Source organism: Xylanimonas sp. McL0601 (assembly GCF_049852175.1).
Classification (GTDB): Bacteria; Actinomycetota; Actinomycetes; order Actinomycetales; family Cellulomonadaceae; genus Xylanimonas.
The window spans coordinates 1,781,534-1,801,678 of record NZ_CP187527.1 but is presented as its reverse complement, the minus strand read 5'-3'; the positions used below and the strand labels follow the sequence as shown (position 1 = coordinate 1,801,678).

Genomic DNA, 20,145 nt, shown 5'->3' with positions numbered 1-20,145 from the left:
GTTCTCGACATCGGGCCGCGTCACCGCGCGGTCCGCTTGCGAGCTGGTCCGGCCAGAGTTTCGGTGGTCTGGTCCGGCGGGACCGCCCGGGCGTGCACGACCACGAGGGAGCGCGCCGTGACTCGGACCGATCGGATCGCCGAACCGTGGGGCACGCGCACCCCGTACGGACCCGGGGAGCGCTGGCCCACCCGCGTGGACACGTTCCTCGAGGACGGCCTCAAGGCCGACGACGTCGAGCACTGGGTGCAGTCCGCGAGCGTGCTGCACTCCGACGGCGACGCCATGGACATCGCGGTCCTGGACGGCAGGATCGTCGGCGTCCGGGGCCGGGCGCAGGACCGGGTCAACCGTGGCCGTCTCGGCCCCAAGGACCTCTACGGCTGGCAGGCCAACGCCTCCCCCGACCGGCTGACGCGGCCGCTGGTCCGGGACGGCGGGGCGCTCGTGGAGGCAACCTGGGACGAGGCCATGGGTCGCGTGGTGCGCCGCACGCAGGAGCTCCTCGAGCAGCGGGGACCGAGCGCCATCGGCTTCTACACCTCCGGACAGCTCTTTCTCGAGGAGTACTACGCGCTCGGCGTGATCGCCCACGGCGGGATCGGGACCAACCACGTGGACGGCAACACGCGGCTCTGCACGGCGACGGCCGCCGAGGCGCTCAAGGAGTCGTTCGGCTGCGACGGCCAGCCCGGGTCGTACACGGACATCGACCACGCCGAGGTGATCGCGCTCTACGGGCACAACATGGCCGAGACGCAGCCCGTCCTGTGGACCCGCGTGCTGGACCGCCTCGCCGGCCCGAACCCCCCGTCGGTCGTGTGCGTCGACCCGCGGGCGACGCCGGTCGCGCGCGCCGCCACGGTGCACCTGGCCCCGCGCCCGGGGACGAACGTCGCGCTCATGAACGGTCTGCTGCACGAGATCGTCGTCGCGCACGACTGGGTGGACCACGACTACGTCGACCAGCATACGGTCGGGTTCGACGAGCTGGCGGAGCGGCTCGCCGACTACCCCGCCGAGAGCGCGGCCGGGATCTGCGACGTCCCGGTCGCTGACCTGCGCAAGGCGGCCCGGCTGCTCGGCACCACCGAGCACCTGTTCTCGACCGTGCTCCAGGGCTTCTACCAGTCGCACCAGGCGACCGCCGCGGCGGTCCAGGTGAACAACGTGCACCTGGTGCGCGGCATGCTGGGCAAGGCGGGCTGCGGCGTGCTGCAGATGAACGGCCAGCCGACCGCGGAGAACACCCGCGAATGCGGCGCCGACGGCGACCTCGCCGGCTTTCGCAACTGGGCGAACGACGCGCACGTCGAGGAGCTCGCGCGGCTGTGGAACGTCGAGACGGACCGCATCCCGCACTATGGCCCGCCCACCCATCTCATGCAGATGCTGCGCTACGCCGAGGAGGGCTCGCTGGGGATGCTGTGGGTGCAGGCCACCAACCCGGCCGTGTCGCTGCCCGAGCTGGACCGCGTGCGCTCGATCCTCAGCCAGGACCGGCTGTTCCTGGTGGTCCAGGACATCTTCCTGTCCGAGTCGGCGATGCTTGCCGACGTCGTCCTCCCGGCGGCCGCATGGGGCGAGAAGACCGGCATGTTCACCAACGCGGACCGGACGGTGCACCTGTCCGAGAAGGCGGTCGAGCCGCCGGGCGAGGCACGCCCGGACCTCGACATCTTCCTGGACTTCGCACGCCGCATGGACCTGAAGGACCAGGACGGCGGCCCTCTCGTGCCGTGGCGCGACCCGGAGTCGACGTTCGAGGCGTGGAAGGAGTGCAGCCGCGGGCGCCTGTGCGACTACTCGGGCCTGACCTACGACCTGTTGCGCGGCGGGAGCGGGATCCAGTGGCCCTGCAACGCCGAGAACCCCGGCGGCACCGAGCGGCTGTACACCGACGGCACCTTCGTCACCGCCGCGGACGCGTGCGAGAGCTACGGCAAGGACCTGGTCACCGGCGCGCCGCTCGACCCCACCGAGTACCAGGCGATGCACCCGGACGGTCGCGCCGTCATCAAGGCCGCCGAGTACGTGGTGCCCCACGAGCTGCCCGGCGGGGACTTCCCGCTCCAGCTCGTCACCGGCCGCACGATCTACCACTTCCACACCCGCACCAAGACCGGCCGCACCCCCCAGCTCCAGGCCGCGGCACCCGACGTATGGGTCGAGGTATCGGCGTACGACGCCGCGGTGCTGGACCTCGCGGAGGGCGACCTGGCCGAGGTCGCGACTCCTCGGGGGAGCATCCATGCGAAGGTCCGGGTGAGCGGCGTCCGGCCCGGCGTCGTGTTCGTGCCCTTCCACTACGGCTACTGGGACACCAGTGGTGGCAGCGGGCCGGACGGGCCAGGCCGGGCCGCCAACGAGCTCACGCCGACCGACTGGGACCCCTGCTCCAAGCAGCCGATCTACAAGACGGCGGCCGCCGCCGTTCGCAAGGTCGCCAGCGGCGACGGCTCGGCCGCTCCGGCACCGACGACGGCGGCGTCCGCGCCGGTGACGGCCGGGGTCTCCCCCACCGTGGGCGGGCCCGGTGCCCTGGCCGACGAGAACCTCACCGCGGGTGCACGCGAGGTGCTGCGATGAAGATCGGCATCGTCCTGCGGGGGCTGCACCGCAGCGAGAGCGACCTGGCGCACGAGCTGCTGGTGGTCTCCGAGCGGCACAAAGCCGACCACGAGATGTACCACCTGGCCCGCGACCTCGCGGCGTGGTCGCAGCGTCACGTGCGCGAGATCGCCGAGCTCGCGCCGAGCTACGGCGAGGATCTCGACCCCGACCCCGATCCCGGAGACGCGACGCGCCTCGGCCGGGCCGTGCGCGAGAAGTCGAGCGAGCTGCTGGGCCGGACGAGCAGCCCGGGCCTGCTCAAGCTGCGAGATCTGCGCGAGCTCTACGTCAAGGCATCCGGCGTGTCCGTGGACTGGGAGATGCTGGCTCAGGCGGCCCAGGGCCTGCGGCACGCCGACCTGCTCGCCCTCACCCAGCGCTGCCACCCCGAGACGCTGCGGCAGATGCGCTGGGCGAACGCCATGATCAAGGAGTCCTCGACCCAGGTGCTCGTGAGCTGAGGCCTTCCCACCAGGTGCGACGTTGTCGCCGCGGGGGCGCTCGGGGCGTCCGGCCTATCGCGCGGGGACCGCTTCCGCCGCAGTCGCGCGGGCACGCTCGAGCCGCTCGACCAGCGCGACGACGGCCGCCGCCGCGGGCACCAGCGCGAGGTTGCCGAGCAGCTGCGGGCGCAGGAACGGCAGGCCCGCGGTGTAGCTCGCCATGAGCCCGCTCCAGCCCCCGGCGTAGTACGTCGCGGAGCCGAGCGCCCACACGCCGAAGTTCGTCCACAGGAAGAACAGGGCCGTGCCGCCGACGCCGAAGCCGAGCGCCGCGACGTAACGCCGCCAGCCTCCGCCTACGCGGCGCGTGAGCAGCGAGCCGAGACCGATCACGGCCCACGCACTCCAGGTGAACGCGAGGATCGACGTGTTGCCCAGCAGCAGGTCGCTGGCCGCCACGACGGCGATCGGGGCGAGAGCAGCGACGCGGTGCCGCAGCACGCCGGCGGCGAGGAACGCCGCGGCCATGGACAGCTCGAGGTTCGGCGGGGCGCCGAGGTCGTTCTTCACGAGGCGCCACACGACGGCGAGGACGACGGCGGCCACGGCGACGGCCGGCCGCCACCAACGGCGGGTCAGCTCGTGCAGGGAAAGGTCTCGCATCAGAAGGTCTCCAGCTTCCACGTGATCTCGTCGCCGTCCGTCATCGTGTACGAGCCGGCCCCGACCTGGGCCTGCTTGCCGTTGACGTAGAACGCCCAGAACTCGTTCTTGGACTGGTCGGCCTTTCGGCCGCCGATCGAGGTGACGAACGCGTTGGCGCCCTCGCCGTCGGCGGTCGCCGTCGGGTCGAGCTGCAGCAGCAGCTCCAGCGCCGTCTTGCCCGCGACGCCCTGGTAGGAGGCCTCTGTGCCGTCGGTCGCGACCGTCAGGGCCGCCGCGGTTGCCGTCGCGCTCGGGCTCGTCGCGGGCTCGTCGGCGGCGGCGTCGTTCCCCGAGCACCCCGCGAACAGGCCGGCGGCGAGCACCGCCGCCGTCGGGAGGGCCAGGGCACGGGTCAGGAAGGCTCGTGTCGTCACGCCGGGAGTGTAGTTCGGTGGCGCCGACCCAGGGGCGGGCGTCTCGCCTGGACTCACGGGCGCCGGGCTATACCAGGCCCTCGACCTCGGTGCACAGCCGCACGTCCAAGGGTCCCGGAGGCGCCCTCAGGCGTCGATCTTCGACCGGTCCAGCGCGCCAGCGCCCGCCACGATGAAGTCCTTGCGCGGCGCGACGTCCGAGCCCATGAGCAGCTCGAAGACCCGCTCGGCCGCCTCCGCGTCCTCCGCCCGGACGCGGCGCAGAGTGCGGTGGCGCGGATCCATCGTGGTCTCCGCGAGCTGGTCGGCGTCCATCTCGCCGAGGCCCTTGTACCGCTGGATGTCGTCCTTGTAGCGCTTGCCCGCCTTGTCGAGGCGCTTCAGCGTGGCCTGCAGCTCGGCCTCCGAGTACGTGTACAGGTACTCGTTCGGCTTGCCGCGGCCGCCGATCACCTCGAGGCGGTGCAGCGGCGGCACCGCCGCGTACACACGCCCAGCCTCCACGAGGGGCCGCATGTACCGGTAGAAGAGCGTCAGCAGCAGGGTGCGGATGTGTGCGCCGTCGACGTCGGCGTCGGTCATCAGCACGATCTTCCCGTAGCGCGCGGCGTCGAGGTCGAAGCTGCGCCCCGAGCCGGCGCCGATGACCTGGATGATCGCCGCACACTCGGCGTTGCGCAGCATGTCGCTGATCGACGCCTTCTGAACGTTGAGGATCTTGCCGCGGATCGGCAGCAGCGCCTGGAAGTCGCTCGAGCGCGCGAGCTTCGCGGTGCCCAGCGCCGAGTCGCCCTCCACGATGAACAGCTCGGAGCGCTCGACGTCGTCGGACCGGCAGTCTGCGAGCTTGGCGGGCAGCGACGACGTCTCGAGCGCGTTCTTGCGCCGCGAGATCTCTTTCTGCTTGCGCGCGGTCACGCGCGCCCGCATCTCCGCGACGATCTTGTCGAGCAGCAGCGACGCCTGCGCCTTGTCGTCCCGCCTGGTCGAGGTGAGGATCGCGCCGAGCTCCTTCTCGACGACGCGCGCCACGATCGCGCGCACCGGGGCGGTGCCGAGCACCTCCTTGGTCTGCCCCTCGAACTGGGGCTCGGCCAGCCGGACCGTCACGACGGCGGTCATACCCGCCGTCACGTCGTCCTTCTCGATGCGCTCACCGCCGTCCTTGGCGGTGATCTTCAGGCGGCGCGCGTTGACCTCGATCTGCTTGCGCACCACCTTGAGCAGACCCTGCTCGAAGCCCGTCAGGTGAGCGCCGCCCTTGGGCGTGGCGATGATGTTGACGAAGGTGCGCATCTCCGTCTCGTAGCCCGTGCCCCAGCGGAGCGCGACGTCCACCTCGCAGTCGCGCTGCACCTCGCGCGGCGTCATGTGCCCGCGCTCGTCGAGCACCGGGACGGTCTCCTTGAACGTCTCGTGCCCCTTGAGGGTCCAGGTCGCCGTCACGGGGGTGTCGGGCGCCAGGAAGTCGACGAAGTCGACGGCGCCGCCCGTGTGCTGGAACACCTCTTCGTGCGGGCCCGCCTCTCCCGGCGTGCCCGGGAGCCCGCGCTCGTCCCGCACCGTGATCTCGAGGCCTGGCACCAGGAACGTCGTCTGACGCACGCGGGTGACGAGCTCGTCGTAGCTGAACACCGCGGTCTTGGGAAAGATCTGCCGGTCGGCCCAGTACCGGATCCGCGTCCCGGTCACGCCGCGCTTGGCGCGGCCGACGACGGCCAGCTCGCTGTGGTCGATGAAAGGCGTGAACACCGACTCGGGCGACGGGCCCGCGGCGCCGTCGGCAAATGTGCCCGGCTCGCCGCGATGGAACGTCATCCGGTGCACCTTGCCACCGCGGTCCACCTCGACGTCGAGCCGCGTGGACAGCGCGTTCACCACAGACGCGCCCACGCCGTGCAGACCGCCCGACACCGTGTAGGAGCCGCCGCCGAACTTGCCGCCGGCGTGCAGCTTGGTGAAGACGACCTCGACACCGGTCAGCCCCGTCTTGGGCTCGATGTCCACGGGGATGCCGCGCCCGTCGTCGGTCACCGTGACCGAGGAGTCGGCGTGCAGCACGATGCCGATGCGCGTCGCGAACCCGCCGAGCGCCTCGTCGACCGAGTTGTCGATGATCTCCCAGAGGCAATGCATGAGGCCGCGTGAGTCGGTCGACCCGATGTACATGCCCGGGCGCTTGCGCACCGCCTCCAGCCCCTCCAGGACGGAGAGATGCCGGGCGGTGTAGCTCGATTCCGGGGATGCGGTGGTCGTCACGCCTTGCAGGGTAGACGACGCCGGCGACACCCCTACGCAGGCGCCCCGGCTCTTGGAGTATGCCGCGACCGGCGTGACGGACGCCTCTATGCCCCTAGCGAACCTGGGCCTCCGGCCGGGAATGCCTCGACGCCCCGATGGTTGGATTGTCCCGTGACCACTTTGACGACCGAACCGCTCACCGTCGCCGACCGCTGCGACCGCTGCGGCGCGCAGGCGTACGTTCGCGTGGTCCTGCCCGTGGGGGAGCTCCTCTTCTGCGGCCACCACGCGCGCGAGCACGCCCCCGCCTACTCCGACGTCGCCTCGTACGTCCAGGACGAGACCGACCGGCTGATGGCCGAGCACGGCGCGCGCTGAGCCCACCGCACATACTCTGAAGGCCCGTACCCCGCCCGGGGTGCGGGCCTTCGTGTTGTCCCGTCACGTCAGAAATCGGCAGAGATCTTCTCTCTCGCTCCTGAGTGCGTCACGATGCGTGGTCGGAGGTCTGCTGCATGTCCATGTCCGCGTCCGCCCAGGGCCCGCGTCAGGGTGCCGCGCGCGCCGGCGACGGTGGGCGCGGCGCGGACGCGAACGCCCGTGTGCGGGTCTCGACTCCCGCCGACATCGGCCGGGCGCTGCGCGAGGCCGCGTCCGCCGGACTGCGGGCGACGACGACGGCGTCCGCGAGTCCCGGCACCGTGCTGCTCGACCTGTCCGCTCTCGACGAGACCTCGGTGGCCCCCGTGGCCCGCACCGTGCGTGTCGGCGCGGGCGTCCCGTGGGACCGCCTCGTCGCCCGCACGGCCCCGCACGGGTTGACCGTCCTCGCCGGGGAGGACCTGGCCCGTCCCGCCGTGGGGAACGCGCTCGTCGGTGCCGTCGGCCCCGTGGCGCGGACGTTCGGCATCGCCGCCGACCACGTGCTCTCGATCGACCTGGTCACCCCCGACGGCGCCGCGCGAACGGTCACGCCGGACACCGACCCCGAGCTGTTCTGCGCGCTGCGCGGCGGCGTCGAAGGCCTGGGCGTGGCCACGGGGATGACGCTGGGCATGCTTGCGCTGACCACGCTGCAGGCCGGCACCTGGTGGTTCGCCCCCGTGCCCGCCGACGCGGCCGCCGACGCGGTGCACCGCTGGCGCGACTGGGTGGACGACCTTCCCGAGTCGATCTCCACCCGCGCGATCCTGACCGCCGCCGACGACGGCGGCCTGGCGCTCGGCCTGCGGTTCGCCCACGTGGGCGACCCGGCCGAGAGCGAGGCGCTGCTCGCCGAGCTGAGGGAGGACCTCCCCACCCCGTCGCGAGACACCGTGATGGACCTGCGGAACGGCAGTGCGAGCCCTCATCTGAGGGAGCCCACACCCGCTCCGGGCGCGGTGCGTGGAGCGCTCCTCGACACGCTCCCCTCCGTCGCCGTCGAGGCCATCGCCGCCGCGGCGGCGGCGGCACCCCCGGGGACGTCCGTCGAGCTGCGGCTCCGCGGTGGCGCCATGGGGCGGGGCGCTCCGATCCCCGGTTGCATCCCCGGGCGCGCCGCGGCGTTCAGCCTGCGCGCACTTGCTGGCCGGCAGGCCGACGCCGACACGCTCGTGGACGCGCTCGCGCCGTGGACCACGGGCGGCACCGCTCTCGACCTGGGCGACCCGCACGACGCGCGCGCCGCGGAGGCGCTGCGGGTCGCGTGGGGAGAGCCCTCCTGGTCCCGCCTCACCACGCTGCGGCAGAAGCTCGACCCCGACGGCGTGCTCGTGGCCCCCTGGGAACCGGCGGTCAGCCCGCCATGAACGGCGTGATCTCGTAGACGTCGATCGTGCCGCCCATCGCCGTGTGCGGGTGGTCCTGGAGGAGCCCCTGCGCGGCGTCGCTGCTGTCGGCCTGCACGATCGAGTAGCCGCCGAGCGTCGGGTCCGCTCCCTCGCTCGCCGGCTGGGTCGGGTCGCCGAAGTCGACCATCGCGGCGCCCACCCTGTCGCGCCACGCGAACCAGCCCGAGGCCATCTCCTGCATCTGCTCGGGCGTGGGCTCGGGCATCGCCGCCATGGCCGCGGGGTCGGCCCGGTAGATGAGCAGGTACTTCGTCATCGTCGTCTCCTGTCCTGTGGGCCGGCGGGAAGTCGGCGTCCGCATCGACGCTAACGCCGGTCCGCGGCGACGTCCTGGGCAGCACGAAGGCCCGCCACCCCTGCCGGGGTGCGGGCCTTCGTGGTGTTGGTCAGGGCCTCAGTCGAGGTAGTCGCGCAGCACCTGGGAACGCGACGGGTGACGCAGCTTCGACATCGTCTTCGACTCGATCTGACGGATGCGCTCGCGCGTCACGCCGTAGACCTTGCCGATCTCGTCGAGCGTCTTGGGCTGGCCGTCCTGGAGGCCGAACCGCATCGAGACCACACCGGCCTCGCGCTCCGAGAGCGTGTCGAGCACCTGGTGCAGCTGCTCCTGGAGAAGCGTGAAGCTCACGGCGTCGGCGGGCACGACCGCCTCGGAGTCCTCGATGAGGTCACCGAACTCCGAGTCGCCGTCCTCGCCCAGCGGCGTGTGCAGCGAGATCGGCTCGCGGCCGTACTTCTGGACCTCGACCACCTTCTCGGGGGTCATGTCCAGCTCCTTGGCCAGCTCCTCCGGGGTGGGCTCGCGGCCCAGGTCCTGGAGCATCTGGCGCTGCACGCGGGCCAGCTTGTTGATGACCTCGACCATGTGCACCGGGATGCGGATGGTGCGGGCCTGGTCGGCCATGGCGCGCGTGATGGCCTGCCGGATCCACCACGTGGCGTACGTCGAGAACTTGTAGCCCTTGGTGTAGTCGAACTTCTCGACCGCGCGGATCAGACCGAGGTTGCCCTCCTGGATCAGGTCCAGGAACAGCATGCCGCGGCCGGTGTAGCGCTTGGCGAGCGAGACAACCAGGCGCAGGTTGGCCTCGAGCAGGTGGTTCTTGGCGCGCTTGCCGTCGTGGGCGATCCACTGCAGGTCGCGCACCATGCGGCGCGTGTCGGAGTCGGCCTTGGTGCGGTCGAAGTCCGCGAAGTCCTTCGCGAGCTTCTCCTCGGCGAACAGGCCGGCCTCGATGCGCTTGGCGAGCTCGACCTCCTGCTCGGCGTTCAGCAGCGCGACCTTGCCGATCTGCTTGAGGTAGTCCTTGACGGGGTCGGCCGTGGCACCGGCGGTGACGACCTGCTGCGCGGGCTGGTCCTCGTCGTCCGAGTCGGACACGACGAATCCCTTGTCCTCCTCCTCGGCGGCAGCCGGCTTCTCGGCGGCGGGCTTGTCGTCCTCGGTCTCGACGTCGGCCGACTCCTCCGCGTCATCCTCCACGGAGACGTCGACGTCCTCGACGGCGTCGTCCCCCACCGCGATGTCGGCGTCGTCGAGGACGACGTCGTCCTCGACGACCTCGTCCTCGTCCGACGTCGCCTTCGCACCCTTGGCGGGCGCGGCCTTCTTGGCGGGCGCGGCGGCCTTCTTGACCGTGGCCCTGGCACGGGTCGCGGGCTTGGCCGGCGCCTCCTCGGCGTCAGCGTCGGCAACCGCGGTCGCGGCGGTCGACGTCGTCGTCACGGCCGAGGCCTTGGGGGTGCGCGTCGACGGCGCCTTCGCGCGGGCGGAGGTGCTGCTGCGCGAGGTGGTCGCGGCGGCGACCTTGGCCACCGTGGGCATCCCCACCTCGACCCCGGCGAGCGACAGCGCCTTCAGCACGGCCTTGAGGCGCTTGGCGTCGCCCACGCCGGCCGTCTCGCATGCGACGCGGAACGACTCGGCGTCGACGCGGCCCTGCGCCGTCCCGTGCGTCAGCAGCTCCTGGAGGGCAGGGTGCTCGAACTCTCGGGGCAGCGTGATGTTCTGCTGTGCGGTGCTCTGGGACGTGGACGCCACAAACCGACCTTTCGGCAATCGAGGGGGCGGTGTCCCGCCGGTGAGACTTGGTGCGGCCCGTGGGGCCGGCTCGGACCGTCGAGGCTCCGGCGGACAGGGATATTGTACCTTCGCGACCCGCGCGATCCGTGCCGGAGGAGCATGTCGCGCGCTATTGCGCGGCTCACGCGCTCGTCCGACGGCGTATCTGCGGTCTAGGTGTCAACGGACCGCCGCCCGGGAAGATTCCCGGACCCAGCCGACCTACCTCCGCGTGACGCGACGTCGTGCGCGAGCGCGACCGCCCTCCGCATCACCCTGCCGGCGCCGGCGTCGCGCCGGCGGTCAGGACTTCACCCGGTGGTCAGGACTTGACCGCGAGCACCGGGCACGGGGCGTCGAGCAGGATCCGCTGTGCGCCGGCGCCGAGGATGAGCTTGCCGACCGGGCTGCGGCGGCGCAGCCCGATGACGATCAGCTCGGCCTGGGTGCGCGCCGCCGTGACGACGATCGCCTCGGCGAGGTCGCCCGACGATGTCACCACCTCGTGCTCCACCCCGACCTGCTCGAGCCTCGCACGCAGCTCTGCGAGCGCGCCGTCGTCCTCGACCACCCCGGGGGCGGCGTGCGCGACGACGACGAGCCGGGTGGAGCGCGCCCTCGCCTCGGTAACCGCCGCCGCCAGCGCCTGCCGGCCCTCGGGGTTGCTCAGGTGGCTCACGACGACCGTCATGAGCCGCACGCTACCGGAGGTCGGGGCCGCCGCGGCGCCCAAGCCCCGGCTTGTCCCGCGCGCGGACCCATCCGGGCGGCAGGGCGGCGTTCAGAGCCGCGCCGAGGAGCAGTGCGAGCCGGTGATCAGGGTCGACGGCCAGCGCCTCAGCGGCGCGGAACGACGCGCCTGCACCCTCGCCCGACCACCAGGCGAGGAACGCCAGGAGCGTCAGGGGCGACGCCGTCCGGCGGCGGGGGGCGTGCGCGACGACCGCCTCCAGGACGGCCTTGGACGCGCGCACCCGTGCCTCGTCCGGCGCGCGGGACGTCGCCGGGTCGACGACGGCTGCCATCGCCTCGCCCGTCGCGGCGTCGGCCTGGGCGCTGCCGCCGTGCCCCGCCGCGGTGTCGGCCGCGTGCTGCTCGCACCCCGGGACGAACCACAGCAGGACGCCGTCCCGCACCGCGCGGTCCTCGAGCGCGACTGCGAGCCGGCCGAGCAGCGCGGCCGGGAGCTCACCACCGGCCGCGGCGGTCGCCGTCGCCTCGAGCCAGGCGTCGAAGGATCGTGATCGCCAGTCACGTTCGGCTCCGGCCGGCGCCTCCGCCTCGCGCGCCCGACGGCGCGACCGGTCCCATCGGGTCGCGGCGCGCCCTGCCAGGCCACGGCGCTCCTCGCTCGCGCGCGGCACGCGGTACAGCTCGTCGCGCGATCGCGCGGGCGCCCGCCCCTCGAGCACGAGCTGGGCTCCGGGGATCGTCGACTCGAGGTCGTCGACAGGGAAGCCGTCGGGTGGGCAGCAGGCCCGGTCGGTGCAGTCGAGCGACCAGTACCGCTGCGCGCCGACGACCCAGGACTCGCGCTCGGCCACGACGGCGTCCAGGGCGTCGGCGAACGTGTCTGCGGCGGCGCGCGCCGTGCTGCTTGGGCCCGCATCGCCCGCGGTGTAGACGATGACGTAGGCGGCGACGGTTCCGTCCTCGGCGGCGCGGGTCGCCACCAGCTCGGCGACCTCGGTGCGGTCGGCCGGGCGGCGCAGGTCCTCGAGGTCGGTGCGTGCCACGAGCCCCAGGCCACCGGTGTGCCTGACGCACACCACGAGCAGGCACTCGGCCGGCCGGTACCCGAGGGTGAACGGGACGATGGAGAGCAGGTCGCGCGTGTCGCGCACGCGCACGGTGGAGGCGGCCGGTGCCGCGGTCGATGTCATGGCCCCGATCCCAGCCGTTCCGTGAGATGCCGGGCGGCGTCCGGGCCAGTCATGTGCATGGGCACGTGATCCGTGCCCTTGCGTGCACGGCCCGGCCGTTGCACCGCCGTCGCGTGACCGGCGACCGGTCCACGACCCGGCGCCCGCTACGGTGTGCGGGTGACCCGCCGCACCTCGATGACCGTCTTTGCGGCGCTGGTCGCGGTCGGTCTGTCCGCCGGGTGCACGGCCGCGCCCTCGGGCCGCCTCGACACCGCCCAGGACGCGACTCTGCCGTCCGCCCAGCCATCTCCCCCGGCCGCGGTCACCGCGCTGCCCTCGTTCGACCCGTCGTCGGCCGTCGGCGACTACGCGAAGGGGTTCCCGCGCGACCTCGTCCCCGCGCCTCCGGACGCGACGATCGTCGCCAGCTCCGCCCAGCCGCTCGAGGGCGGCCTCACCCAGATCTCGCTCAACCTGTCCTCCACGCGTGCGACCGACGAGGTGCTCGCGCAGATCGGCGAGCCGCTCGCCGCCGCGGGCTTCGCGCAGACCCAGCCCCAGGCGTTGTCCGGCCTCACCGCGCAGACCGCGTGGACCCGCCAGACCGCGCGCCCCGAGGGCCTGCTCGTCGAGACCCTGCTGCTCGGCGTTCTCGACGACGGCGCGGCCAGGCTCGTCTCGATCAGCGGCAACGTGCAGGCCCCGAAAGGCTGAGTCCCCGCCACGGTCGGCTGGCATAGGCTGCCCGCATGCCTGCCGTCGTCGACCTCGAGAACCTCCGTGCCGACGTCGACGCCGCGGTCTCCCGTCATCTCGACGTCCTCGGCTCGCAGGTCGCCGCGATCGGTCGGGCCGCCGCGCCGCTGACCGAGCAGGCGGCCGCGCTGCTCAGCGGCGGCAAGCGTCTCCGGGCCGCGTTCGCCTACTGGTCCTTCCGCGCGCACGGCGGTGCCGCCGCCGGCCCGGAGCGCGACGCCGCGGTGCGCACCGGGGCCGCGCTGGAGCTCTTCCAGGCGGCCGCCCTGCTGCACGACGACGTCATGGACGCCTCCGACACTCGGCGTGGGCTGCCCACGGCGCACCGCGCGTTCGAGGCTCGGCACGCCGGAGCGGGCTGGGCCGGCGACCCGGAGCGGTTCGGGGAGTCCGCGGCCATCCTGCTCGGCGACCTGTGCCTCATCGCCGCCCAGCGCGAGATCGCCGACGCGCTCGCCCCGCTCCCCCCCGAGCGCGCGACGGCGGTGCGCGCGGCGTTCGACGCGATGCAGAGCGAGGTCATCGTCGGCCAGTACCTCGACGTGCTCGTCCAGGCCGAGCCCTGGGGCCTCGACCCGACGGCAGACGAGGAGCGGGCCCGGGCCGTGCTGCGGGCGAAGTCCGCGAGCTACTCGGTCCGTCAGCCGCTCGTGATCGGCGCTCTGCTCGCCGGCGCAGACGCGGCGCAGGTGGCGGCGATCGACGCCGTCGGGCTGCCGCTCGGCGAGGCCTTCCAGCTGCGGGACGACGTGCTCGGCGTCTTCGGCGACCCGGACGTCACCGGCAAGCCCGCCGGGGACGACCTGCGGGAGGGCAAGCGCACCGTGCTCGCCGCGCGGACCATGGCCACGGGCGACGCCGCCCAGCGCGCGCTCCTCGCGGAGCGCCTCGGCGACCAGCGGCTCACGGACGCCGACGTCTCCGCGCTGCGCGACGCCGTCGTCGGCTCCGGAGCGCTCGACGGCGTCGAGAAGCTCATCGACGAGCTGGCCGGGGCCGCGACCGCGGACCTCGCTGCGGCCGAGCTCGCCGAACCCGGCAAGGGCGTCCTGCTCGAGCTCGCGCAGGCAGCCGTCGACCGCGCGGCCTGATCAGCCGACCGCCTGCGCCGCACGCCGCACCGCGGCGCGGCGCCCGGCGCGCAGCGCCTCGACGGGCGCGACGTCGAGCGACGGCTCGGGCGTGAACAGCCACTCGAGGATCTCGTCGTCGGCCAGGCCCTGGTCGCCGAGCACGATGACCGTGCCGCGCAGCGTCGGGATGACCGCCTCGCCGCCGTCCTCGCCCGGGACGAGAAACGCCTCCGGAACCTGGAACGTGGTGCGCTCGCCACGCTTGACGCCGACGACCGCCCGGTCGCGCACCAGCGCGCGCACGCGCGGGAGATCGACGCCGAGGCGCTCGGCGAGGTCGGGGAGGGTCAGCCAGCTCGGGACGAGGGTGTCGAGGTCGGTGCTCACGCCCGAAGCCTAAGCCGCGCCCGCTGGGCGTGCGGCCCGCGCCCGGCAAGGCGCGCCGCAGGCCGTTTCCGGGCCGTTCCGACCGGCCCTCCGTAGACTCGTCGCGTGGCCATAGCGACAACCGACCCGCTGCTCGGCCGCCTGGTCGACGGGCGGTACGAGATCCGCGCGCGCATCGCGCGCGGCGGCATGGCCACCGTCTACCTGGCGCTCGACCGCCGCCTGGACCGCGAGGTCGCGCTGAAGGTCATGCACGCGCACCTCGCCGAGGGCGTCGACGGCGCCGCGTTCGTCTCCCGGTTCCGCCGCGAGGCGCGCGCCGCCGCACGCCTCACCCACCCGGGCGTCGTCGCCGTGTACGACCAGGGCCTCGACGGGGAGACCAGCTACCTGACCATGGAGTACGTGCCCGGCAGCAACCTGCGCCGCGAGCTGCGCTCGAGCGCGACCGTGAGCGTCGGGCGGACGCTCGACCTGCTCGGGCAGGTGCTCGCGGCGCTCGCGGCGGCGCACGGCAAGGGCCTCGTCCACCGTGACGTCAAGCCCGAGAACGTGCTCATCGCGGCCGACGACGGCAGTGTCAAGGTCGCCGACTTCGGCCTCGCCCGCGCCGTCACGGAGGTCACGAGCACGACGACGGGCACGATCCTCGGCACCGTCGCCTACCTCGCCCCCGAGGTGATCGCGACCGGCGCCTGCGACGCGCGCACCGACGTCTACGCCGTCGGAATCCTCGCCTACGAGATGCTCACCGGCGCCCTCCCGCACGCCGGTACCACACCGATCCAGGTCGCGTTCCAGCACGTGCACGACGACGTGCCGCCGCCCAGCGCCCGCGTCCCGTGGCTGCCGGCCCGCATCGACGACCTCGTTGCCGCGTTCACCGCACGCGACCCCGCCGCGCGCCCTGCCGACGGTGCCGCCGCGCTCGCGCTGCTGCGCAGGGTGCGGCTCGCGCTCGAGTCCGTCGAGCCTGACGTGCTCGAGCGCCGCGCCGCTCCGCCCGACGGGTTCGTCGGCGTCGTCGCGGCACCCGCGACCGAGCGCGACGACGACGCGGCCGACGTGCTCGACAGCGCCGAGGGCTCCGACTCGCTCGACGGCGGCGGGCTCGACGCGATCCCGTTCGCAGGTGCGTTCGCGGCGACCGTCCCCGCCGCTGCCGCCGCCGGGCTCGACGTCTGGTTCCCCGGTGAGGCGGGCGACGGCACGCCGACCGAGCAGCTCGTCGAGCAGCCGACCACCCGCGTCGGCGCTGGGGACGAGATGACCGCACCCGTGTCGGCCCCGACGCCCGACGCACCCGCGCCCGCGAGCCGCCGCCGCTGGCCGCGCGTCCTCGGCTGGGTCCTGGGGCTCGCTGTCGTCCTCGGTGGCGCCGCCTACGGCACCTGGTGGTGGTTCGAGGACGGCCCCGGCGCCTGGACCACCGTGCCGCTCGGGCTCGAGGACGCGGCGCTCACGGACGCCAAGGCGACGCTCGCGGCGCACGGCCTCGCCGCGACCACCACGAAGGAGCACGACGACGACGTGCCGGAGGGCTCGGTCGTCTCCTCCGACCCGGGCTCGGGTGAGCGCGTGCGCAAGGACGGCTCGGTCGAGCTCGTGGTGTCGCTCGGCATCCGCATGGTCACCGTGCCGGACGGGCTGGTCGGGGCGACCGAGGACGACGCCACGGCCGCGCTGCGCGGGGTCGGGCTGCCCGTCGGAGACTCCCGCCAGGTGTGGTCGGACACGGCGCCGGTCGGTCAGGTCGTCAGCGCGTCCGAGGACGCCAAGGCGAGCGTGCCGCACAACACCGTCATCACGCTCACCGTCTCGGGCGGCCCCGCGCCCGCGACGGTCACGCAGCAGGTCGGCCGGGAGAAGGCCGACGCGAAGGCCGCGCTCGAGGCGCTGGGGTTCCACGTGGGGTTCACACCCGACGAGGCGTCGGAGACCGTGCCGGCCGGGCGCGTCATCCGTCAGTCCCCCGAGAGCGGCGCGCAGGCGCACCGTCTCGACACCGTGATGCTCACCGTGTCGTCCGGCCCGCCGATCGTCGACGTCCCCGACGTCGTCGGCATGCGGACGGCGGAGGCGACGGACGCCCTGACGAAGGCCGGCTTCAAGGTCGACGCCAACAAGTACCTGGGCGGCCTGCTCGACACGGTGCGGTTCCAGGACAAGACCGGCACCGCTCCCAAGGGCTCGACCGTCACGCTCACCATCTGGTGAGCAGCTGACGGCCGCGGTCAGCGCGCCTGCAGCATCTCCGCGACGAGGAACGCCGTCTCCAGCGACTGCTGGTGGTTCAGGCGCGGGTCCACGAGCGTCTCGTAGCGCCGGGCCAGCCCCGCCTCGTCGATCGCCTCGGTGCCGCCGAGCACCTCCGTGACGTCGTCACCGGTGAGCTCCATGTGCAGGCCGCCCGGCACGGTGCCGAGCGCGCGGTGCACCTCGAAAAAGCCTGACACCTCGCTGAGAACATCCGTGAACCGGCGGGTCTTGTAGCCGGTGCCTGAGGTGATCGTGTTGCCGTGCATCGGGTCGGTCACCCAGGTGACCGCCACGCCCGCCGCGGTGACCTTCTCGACCAGCGCGGGCAGCACGTCGCGGACCTTGCCCGCACCCATGCGGGCCACGAACGTGAGGCGGCCCGGGATGTTGTCGGGGTTGATCCGGGCGGCGAGCGCGAGCGCGTCGTCCGGCGCCGTCGTCGGGCCGAGCTTGACGCCGATCGGGTTGGCGACGCGGGAGAGGAACTCGACGTGCGCGCCGTCGAGCTGGCGCGTGCGCTCGCCGATCCACAGGAAGTGGGCGCTCGTGTCGTACGCGTGGCCCGTGCGGGCGTCGACGCGCGTGAGCGCGCGCTCGTAGTCGAGCACGAGCGCCTCGTGCGACAGGTAGAGGTCGACGAACCGCAGCGCCTCGAAGTCGGCGCCGCACGCCTCCATGAAGCGGACGGCCCGGTCGATCTCTGCGGCCGTGCGCTCGTACTGCGCGTATGCCGGGTTGCGCATGAAGCCGCGGTTCCACGCGTGGACCTGGCGAAGGTCGGCGTACCCGCCGTGCGTGAACGCGCGCACCACGTTGGCCGTCGCGGCCGAGATCCGGTACGCCTGCTCGAGGCGCCGCGGGTCCGGGGTGCGCGCCTCGGGCGTGAACTCGAACCCGTTGATCATGTCGCCGCGGTAGGCGGGCAGCGTGACGCCGTCGCGCGTCTCGAGGTCGGACGAGCGCGGCTTGGCGTACTGGCCCGCGAGCCGGCCGATCTTCACCACCGGCGTCGAGGCGCCGTGCGTGAGGATCACCGCCATCTGCAGGATCGTGCGGATCTTGTTGCGGATCCGGGTGGCGCTGGCCTCCGCGAAGATCTCCGCGCAGTCGCCGCCCTGCAGCACGAACGCCTCACCGCGGCTCGCCGCGGCGAGCTTGGTGCGCAGCGCGTCCGCCTCGGCCGGCAGCGCCAACGGCGCCGCCTGGCCGAGGCGGGTGGTGACGGCGTCGAGCGCCGCCGGGTCCGGCCAGACGGGCTGCTGCAGCGCCGGGAGCGCGCGGAACGCGTCCAGGGTCTGGGCCATCGCGGCGGACGGCGTGTCGACGGCGGTGCTCATGTGGGCTCCCGTGGTTGAGCTTGTCGAGACCTCGGTGGTGTCGACAAGCTCAACCACCTGGGACTGCGTCAGTGCGCGGCGGCCGGCTTGAACTGCTGGCCGATCTCGCCCAGCAGGTCGGTGAACCACTCCTGGTTCACGTCGAACGCCTTGCCGCCGGCGATGCGCGGGAACGCGATCGCCTTGAGCTTGTCGCCGTCCTCCTCGTCGTGGCCGATGACGCCGGGCTCGCCGCGCAGAGCGCACTCGACGGCGAGGTCGACCATCGACTTGATGAGGTGCAGGTCCTCGGCGTTCGCCGCGGCGGCACGCGAGAAGTAGCCCGACTTCTGGACCATGACCTTCTCGGCGCCCAGCTTCTCCGCGAACTGCTTCGCGAACCACTGGCCGGGGTTGATGTCGTCGAGACGCACGTGGCCGAACGGGTCGCGGGCCGGCGGGGTGCCGGCGGCCTCGAGCTGCTCGACGATCTCGTGCATGCCGGCGCCTTCGGAGAGCCAGATGTTGACGTTGCCCTGCTCGTCCATCACGGCCTTGAGGCGCGCGGCCTCGGCGTCGATGTCGATCGCGAGCTCGGGCAGGAACACCGCGTGGATGTCCCAGCGCTCGCGCGTGAGACCGAGCGCGGGGGCGAACTCCTTGGCGTCGAGACGCTTGCGGTACTCGGCGGCCGAGGCGGCGGTCAGCCAGCCGCAGTGGCGGCCCATGACCTCGTGCACGATGAGCATGCGGGGGCCCGAGCGGTGCTCGCCGATGATGTTCTCGCCGAAGGCGGCGGTCTGCTCGGCCGAGGTCCACGCACCGAGCGACTGACGGATCGGCACGATGTCGTTGTCGATCGTCTTCGGCAGGCCGACGACGGTCAGCTCGTAGCCGTGGTCGTGCAGGTAGGCGGCCAGGTCGGCGGCGGTCGTGTTGGTGTCGTCGCCACCGATGGTGTGCAGGACGTCCACGCCGTCGGACTTGAGCTGCTCGGCGGCGACCTTCAGCGGGTCCTCGCCCTCCTTGACGAGGCCGCGCTTGACGGCGTCGGCCACGTTGGTGAGCTTCACGCGGGAGTTGCCGATCGGCGACCCGCCGAACCGGTGCAGGATGCCCGCCTGCTTGCGCCCCTCCTCGTCGATGACGATCTTCGTCCCGGTCAGCAGGCCGTGGTAGCCGTACTGGTAGGCGATGATCTCGATCGACGGGTCGAGCTCGTCGTACCGCTCGATGAGCCCGCCGACGGCGGACGAGAGGCAGGGGGCGAAGCCGCCGGCCGTCAGCAGGGCCACGCGACGTACAGCCATTTCAGGCACCTTCCGGGTGGGGGGTTGGACTGTGCTCGATCCTAGAGCCATGCGCAGCGCACGGCTCACGGGTCGGCGCGAGAGTGCCTCAGTCCTGGTCGGCCGCGGGCTGCTCCCCCGCAGCCTCTTCGACCGTGCGGCGCTCGGCCGCCTTCTCGGCGGCGATGCGCGCCTTCGCCGTGGCCGCGTAGATGTCGACGTACTCCTGCTCCGACAGGCGGAGGATCGCGTAGACGATCTCGTCCGTGACGGAACGCAGCACGAACCGGTCGTTCTCCATGCCCTTGTACCGCGAGAAGTCGAGCGGCTCGCCCATCACGATGCCGATCGGGATCGGCTTGGGGACGACCTGACCGACCTTCTGCGCCTTGTCGGTGCCGACCATCGCGACAGGCACCACGGGAGCGCCCGACTCGAGCGCCAGGCGTGCCACACCCGTCTTGCCGCGGTACATGCGCCCGTCGGGGCTGCGCGTGCCCTCGGGGTAGATGCCGAACAGGCCGCCCTGCTTGAGCACCCGCAGGCCGGTGTCGAGCGCGGCCTCGCTGGCCTTGCCGCCCGAACGGTCGACCGGGATGGTTCCGACGCCGCGCATGAAGCCGGCCACGAGCCGGCCCTTGGCGCCGGCCCCGGTGAAGTAGTCGGACTTGCCGAGGAACTGCACCTGGCGCTCGAGCACGAGCGGGAGCACGAAGGAGTCGATGACCGCGAGGTGGTTGGAGGCGAGGATCGCAGGGCCGTCCGTGGGCACGTTCTCGAGCCCCTTGGTCCAGGGCCGGAAGTACGCCTTGAGCAGGGGCCCGGCAAGGACGTACCTCATGAGCCAGTAGAACAACGGTCCTCCTCGAACCTCCGGCGGGCGAGCCGCCACCGTACCGGCTCGGTCCATCGTGGACCCGAATGCGT

The 20,145-nt window shown here is 72.9% G+C and carries 18 protein-coding genes; 7 read left to right on the top strand and 11 right to left on the bottom strand.

Annotated features, from left to right (window positions below; genetic code table 11):
* Window positions 1-117: 117 nt before the first annotated feature.
* On the top strand, window positions 118-2,589 hold the full coding sequence (locus ACO4JP_RS08260; protein ID WP_425956898.1) for a molybdopterin oxidoreductase family protein: 2,472 nt from the start codon (window positions 118-120) through the stop codon (window positions 2,587-2,589).
* Complete coding sequence (locus ACO4JP_RS08255) at window positions 2,586-3,074, top strand: hypothetical protein (protein ID WP_425956897.1); 489 nt, start codon at window positions 2,586-2,588, stop codon at window positions 3,072-3,074. The genes ACO4JP_RS08260 and ACO4JP_RS08255 overlap by 4 nt, the downstream gene beginning before the upstream one ends.
* 54 nt (window positions 3,075-3,128) lie before the next feature.
* Here ACO4JP_RS08255 and ACO4JP_RS08250 read toward each other — a convergent pair whose 3' ends face one another.
* The 3 genes from ACO4JP_RS08250 to ACO4JP_RS08240 all read right to left on the bottom strand — a co-directional run bounded on the left by ACO4JP_RS08250 (window position 3,129) and on the right by ACO4JP_RS08240 (window position 6,394).
* Window positions 3,129-3,719: a DUF6580 family putative transport protein gene (locus ACO4JP_RS08250; RefSeq protein ID WP_425956896.1), complete on the bottom strand. Its 591-nt coding sequence runs from the start codon at window positions 3,717-3,719 to the stop codon at window positions 3,129-3,131.
* Window positions 3,719-4,135 carry a DUF4430 domain-containing protein gene (locus tag ACO4JP_RS08245; protein ID WP_425956895.1) on the bottom strand — a complete coding sequence of 139 codons (417 nt, stop codon included), beginning with the start codon at window positions 4,133-4,135 and terminating at the stop codon, window positions 3,719-3,721. The genes ACO4JP_RS08250 and ACO4JP_RS08245 overlap by 1 nt, the downstream gene beginning before the upstream one ends.
* A gap of 126 nt (window positions 4,136-4,261) precedes the next feature.
* Window positions 4,262-6,394 (bottom strand): DNA gyrase/topoisomerase IV subunit B, encoded by a 2,133-nt coding sequence (locus ACO4JP_RS08240; RefSeq protein ID WP_425956894.1) that lies wholly within the window; start codon window positions 6,392-6,394, stop codon window positions 4,262-4,264.
* Window positions 6,395-6,547: 153 nt separating this feature from the next.
* Here ACO4JP_RS08240 and ACO4JP_RS08235 point away from each other — a divergent pair, with 153 nt between their 5' ends.
* Complete coding sequence (locus tag ACO4JP_RS08235; protein WP_425956893.1) at window positions 6,548-6,754, top strand: DUF7455 domain-containing protein; 207 nt, start codon at window positions 6,548-6,550, stop codon at window positions 6,752-6,754.
* Between the two features lie 137 nt (window positions 6,755-6,891).
* Window positions 6,892-8,166, top strand: coding sequence for an FAD-binding oxidoreductase (locus tag ACO4JP_RS08230; protein ID WP_425956892.1), 1,275 nt, complete (start codon window positions 6,892-6,894; stop codon window positions 8,164-8,166).
* Here ACO4JP_RS08230 and ACO4JP_RS08225 read toward each other — a convergent pair.
* The 4 genes from ACO4JP_RS08225 to ACO4JP_RS08210 all read right to left on the bottom strand — a co-directional run bounded on the left by ACO4JP_RS08225 (window position 8,153) and on the right by ACO4JP_RS08210 (window position 12,156).
* Entirely contained in the window at window positions 8,153-8,464 is a 312-nt protein-coding gene (locus ACO4JP_RS08225) for a YciI family protein (protein WP_425956891.1), read from the bottom strand. The genes ACO4JP_RS08230 and ACO4JP_RS08225 overlap by 14 nt on opposite strands.
* Before the next feature lie 138 nt (window positions 8,465-8,602).
* Window positions 8,603-10,252: an RNA polymerase sigma factor gene (locus ACO4JP_RS08220; RefSeq protein ID WP_425956890.1), complete on the bottom strand. Its 1,650-nt coding sequence runs from the start codon at window positions 10,250-10,252 to the stop codon at window positions 8,603-8,605.
* 343 nt (window positions 10,253-10,595) lie between these two features.
* Window positions 10,596-10,964: a universal stress protein gene (locus ACO4JP_RS08215; RefSeq protein ID WP_425956889.1), complete on the bottom strand. Its 369-nt coding sequence runs from the start codon at window positions 10,962-10,964 to the stop codon at window positions 10,596-10,598.
* Window positions 10,965-10,974: 10 nt separating this feature from the next.
* Window positions 10,975-12,156, bottom strand: coding sequence for a DUF4192 domain-containing protein (locus tag ACO4JP_RS08210; protein ID WP_425956888.1), 1,182 nt, complete (start codon window positions 12,154-12,156; stop codon window positions 10,975-10,977).
* Window positions 12,157-12,315: 159 nt separating this feature from the next.
* Here ACO4JP_RS08210 and ACO4JP_RS08205 point away from each other — a divergent pair, with 159 nt between their 5' ends.
* Both ACO4JP_RS08205 and ACO4JP_RS08200 read left to right on the top strand, forming a co-directional pair.
* On the top strand, window positions 12,316-12,852 hold the full coding sequence (locus tag ACO4JP_RS08205; protein ID WP_425956887.1) for a hypothetical protein: 537 nt from the start codon (window positions 12,316-12,318) through the stop codon (window positions 12,850-12,852).
* Between the two features lie 35 nt (window positions 12,853-12,887).
* Window positions 12,888-13,985: a polyprenyl synthetase family protein gene (locus tag ACO4JP_RS08200; RefSeq protein WP_425956886.1), complete on the top strand. Its 1,098-nt coding sequence runs from the start codon at window positions 12,888-12,890 to the stop codon at window positions 13,983-13,985.
* On the opposite strand, the gene ACO4JP_RS08195 is transcribed toward ACO4JP_RS08200, so the two are convergent.
* On the bottom strand, window positions 13,986-14,354 hold the full coding sequence (locus tag ACO4JP_RS08195) for an Rv2175c family DNA-binding protein (protein WP_425956885.1): 369 nt from the start codon (window positions 14,352-14,354) through the stop codon (window positions 13,986-13,988). It lies immediately after the preceding gene.
* Between the two features lie 105 nt (window positions 14,355-14,459).
* On the opposite strand from ACO4JP_RS08195, the gene pknB reads away from it, so the two are divergent.
* Window positions 14,460-16,571 carry a Stk1 family PASTA domain-containing Ser/Thr kinase gene (pknB, locus tag ACO4JP_RS08190; protein WP_425956884.1) on the top strand — a complete coding sequence of 704 codons (2,112 nt, stop codon included), beginning with the start codon at window positions 14,460-14,462 and terminating at the stop codon, window positions 16,569-16,571.
* Between the two features lie 17 nt (window positions 16,572-16,588).
* On the opposite strand, the gene ACO4JP_RS08185 is transcribed toward pknB, so the two are convergent.
* The 3 genes from ACO4JP_RS08185 to ACO4JP_RS08175 all read right to left on the bottom strand — a co-directional run bounded on the left by ACO4JP_RS08185 (window position 16,589) and on the right by ACO4JP_RS08175 (window position 20,059).
* Entirely contained in the window at window positions 16,589-17,950 is a 1,362-nt protein-coding gene (locus ACO4JP_RS08185) for a class II 3-deoxy-7-phosphoheptulonate synthase (protein WP_425956883.1), read from the bottom strand.
* Window positions 17,951-18,018: 68 nt separating this feature from the next.
* Window positions 18,019-19,239, bottom strand: a complete 1,221-nt coding sequence (locus tag ACO4JP_RS08180) for a pyrophosphate--fructose-6-phosphate 1-phosphotransferase (protein ID WP_425956882.1) — start codon at window positions 19,237-19,239, stop codon at window positions 18,019-18,021.
* 88 nt (window positions 19,240-19,327) lie between these two features.
* Complete coding sequence (locus ACO4JP_RS08175; RefSeq protein WP_425956881.1) at window positions 19,328-20,059, bottom strand: lysophospholipid acyltransferase family protein; 732 nt, start codon at window positions 20,057-20,059, stop codon at window positions 19,328-19,330.
* Between the last annotated feature and the right edge of the window lie 86 nt (window positions 20,060-20,145).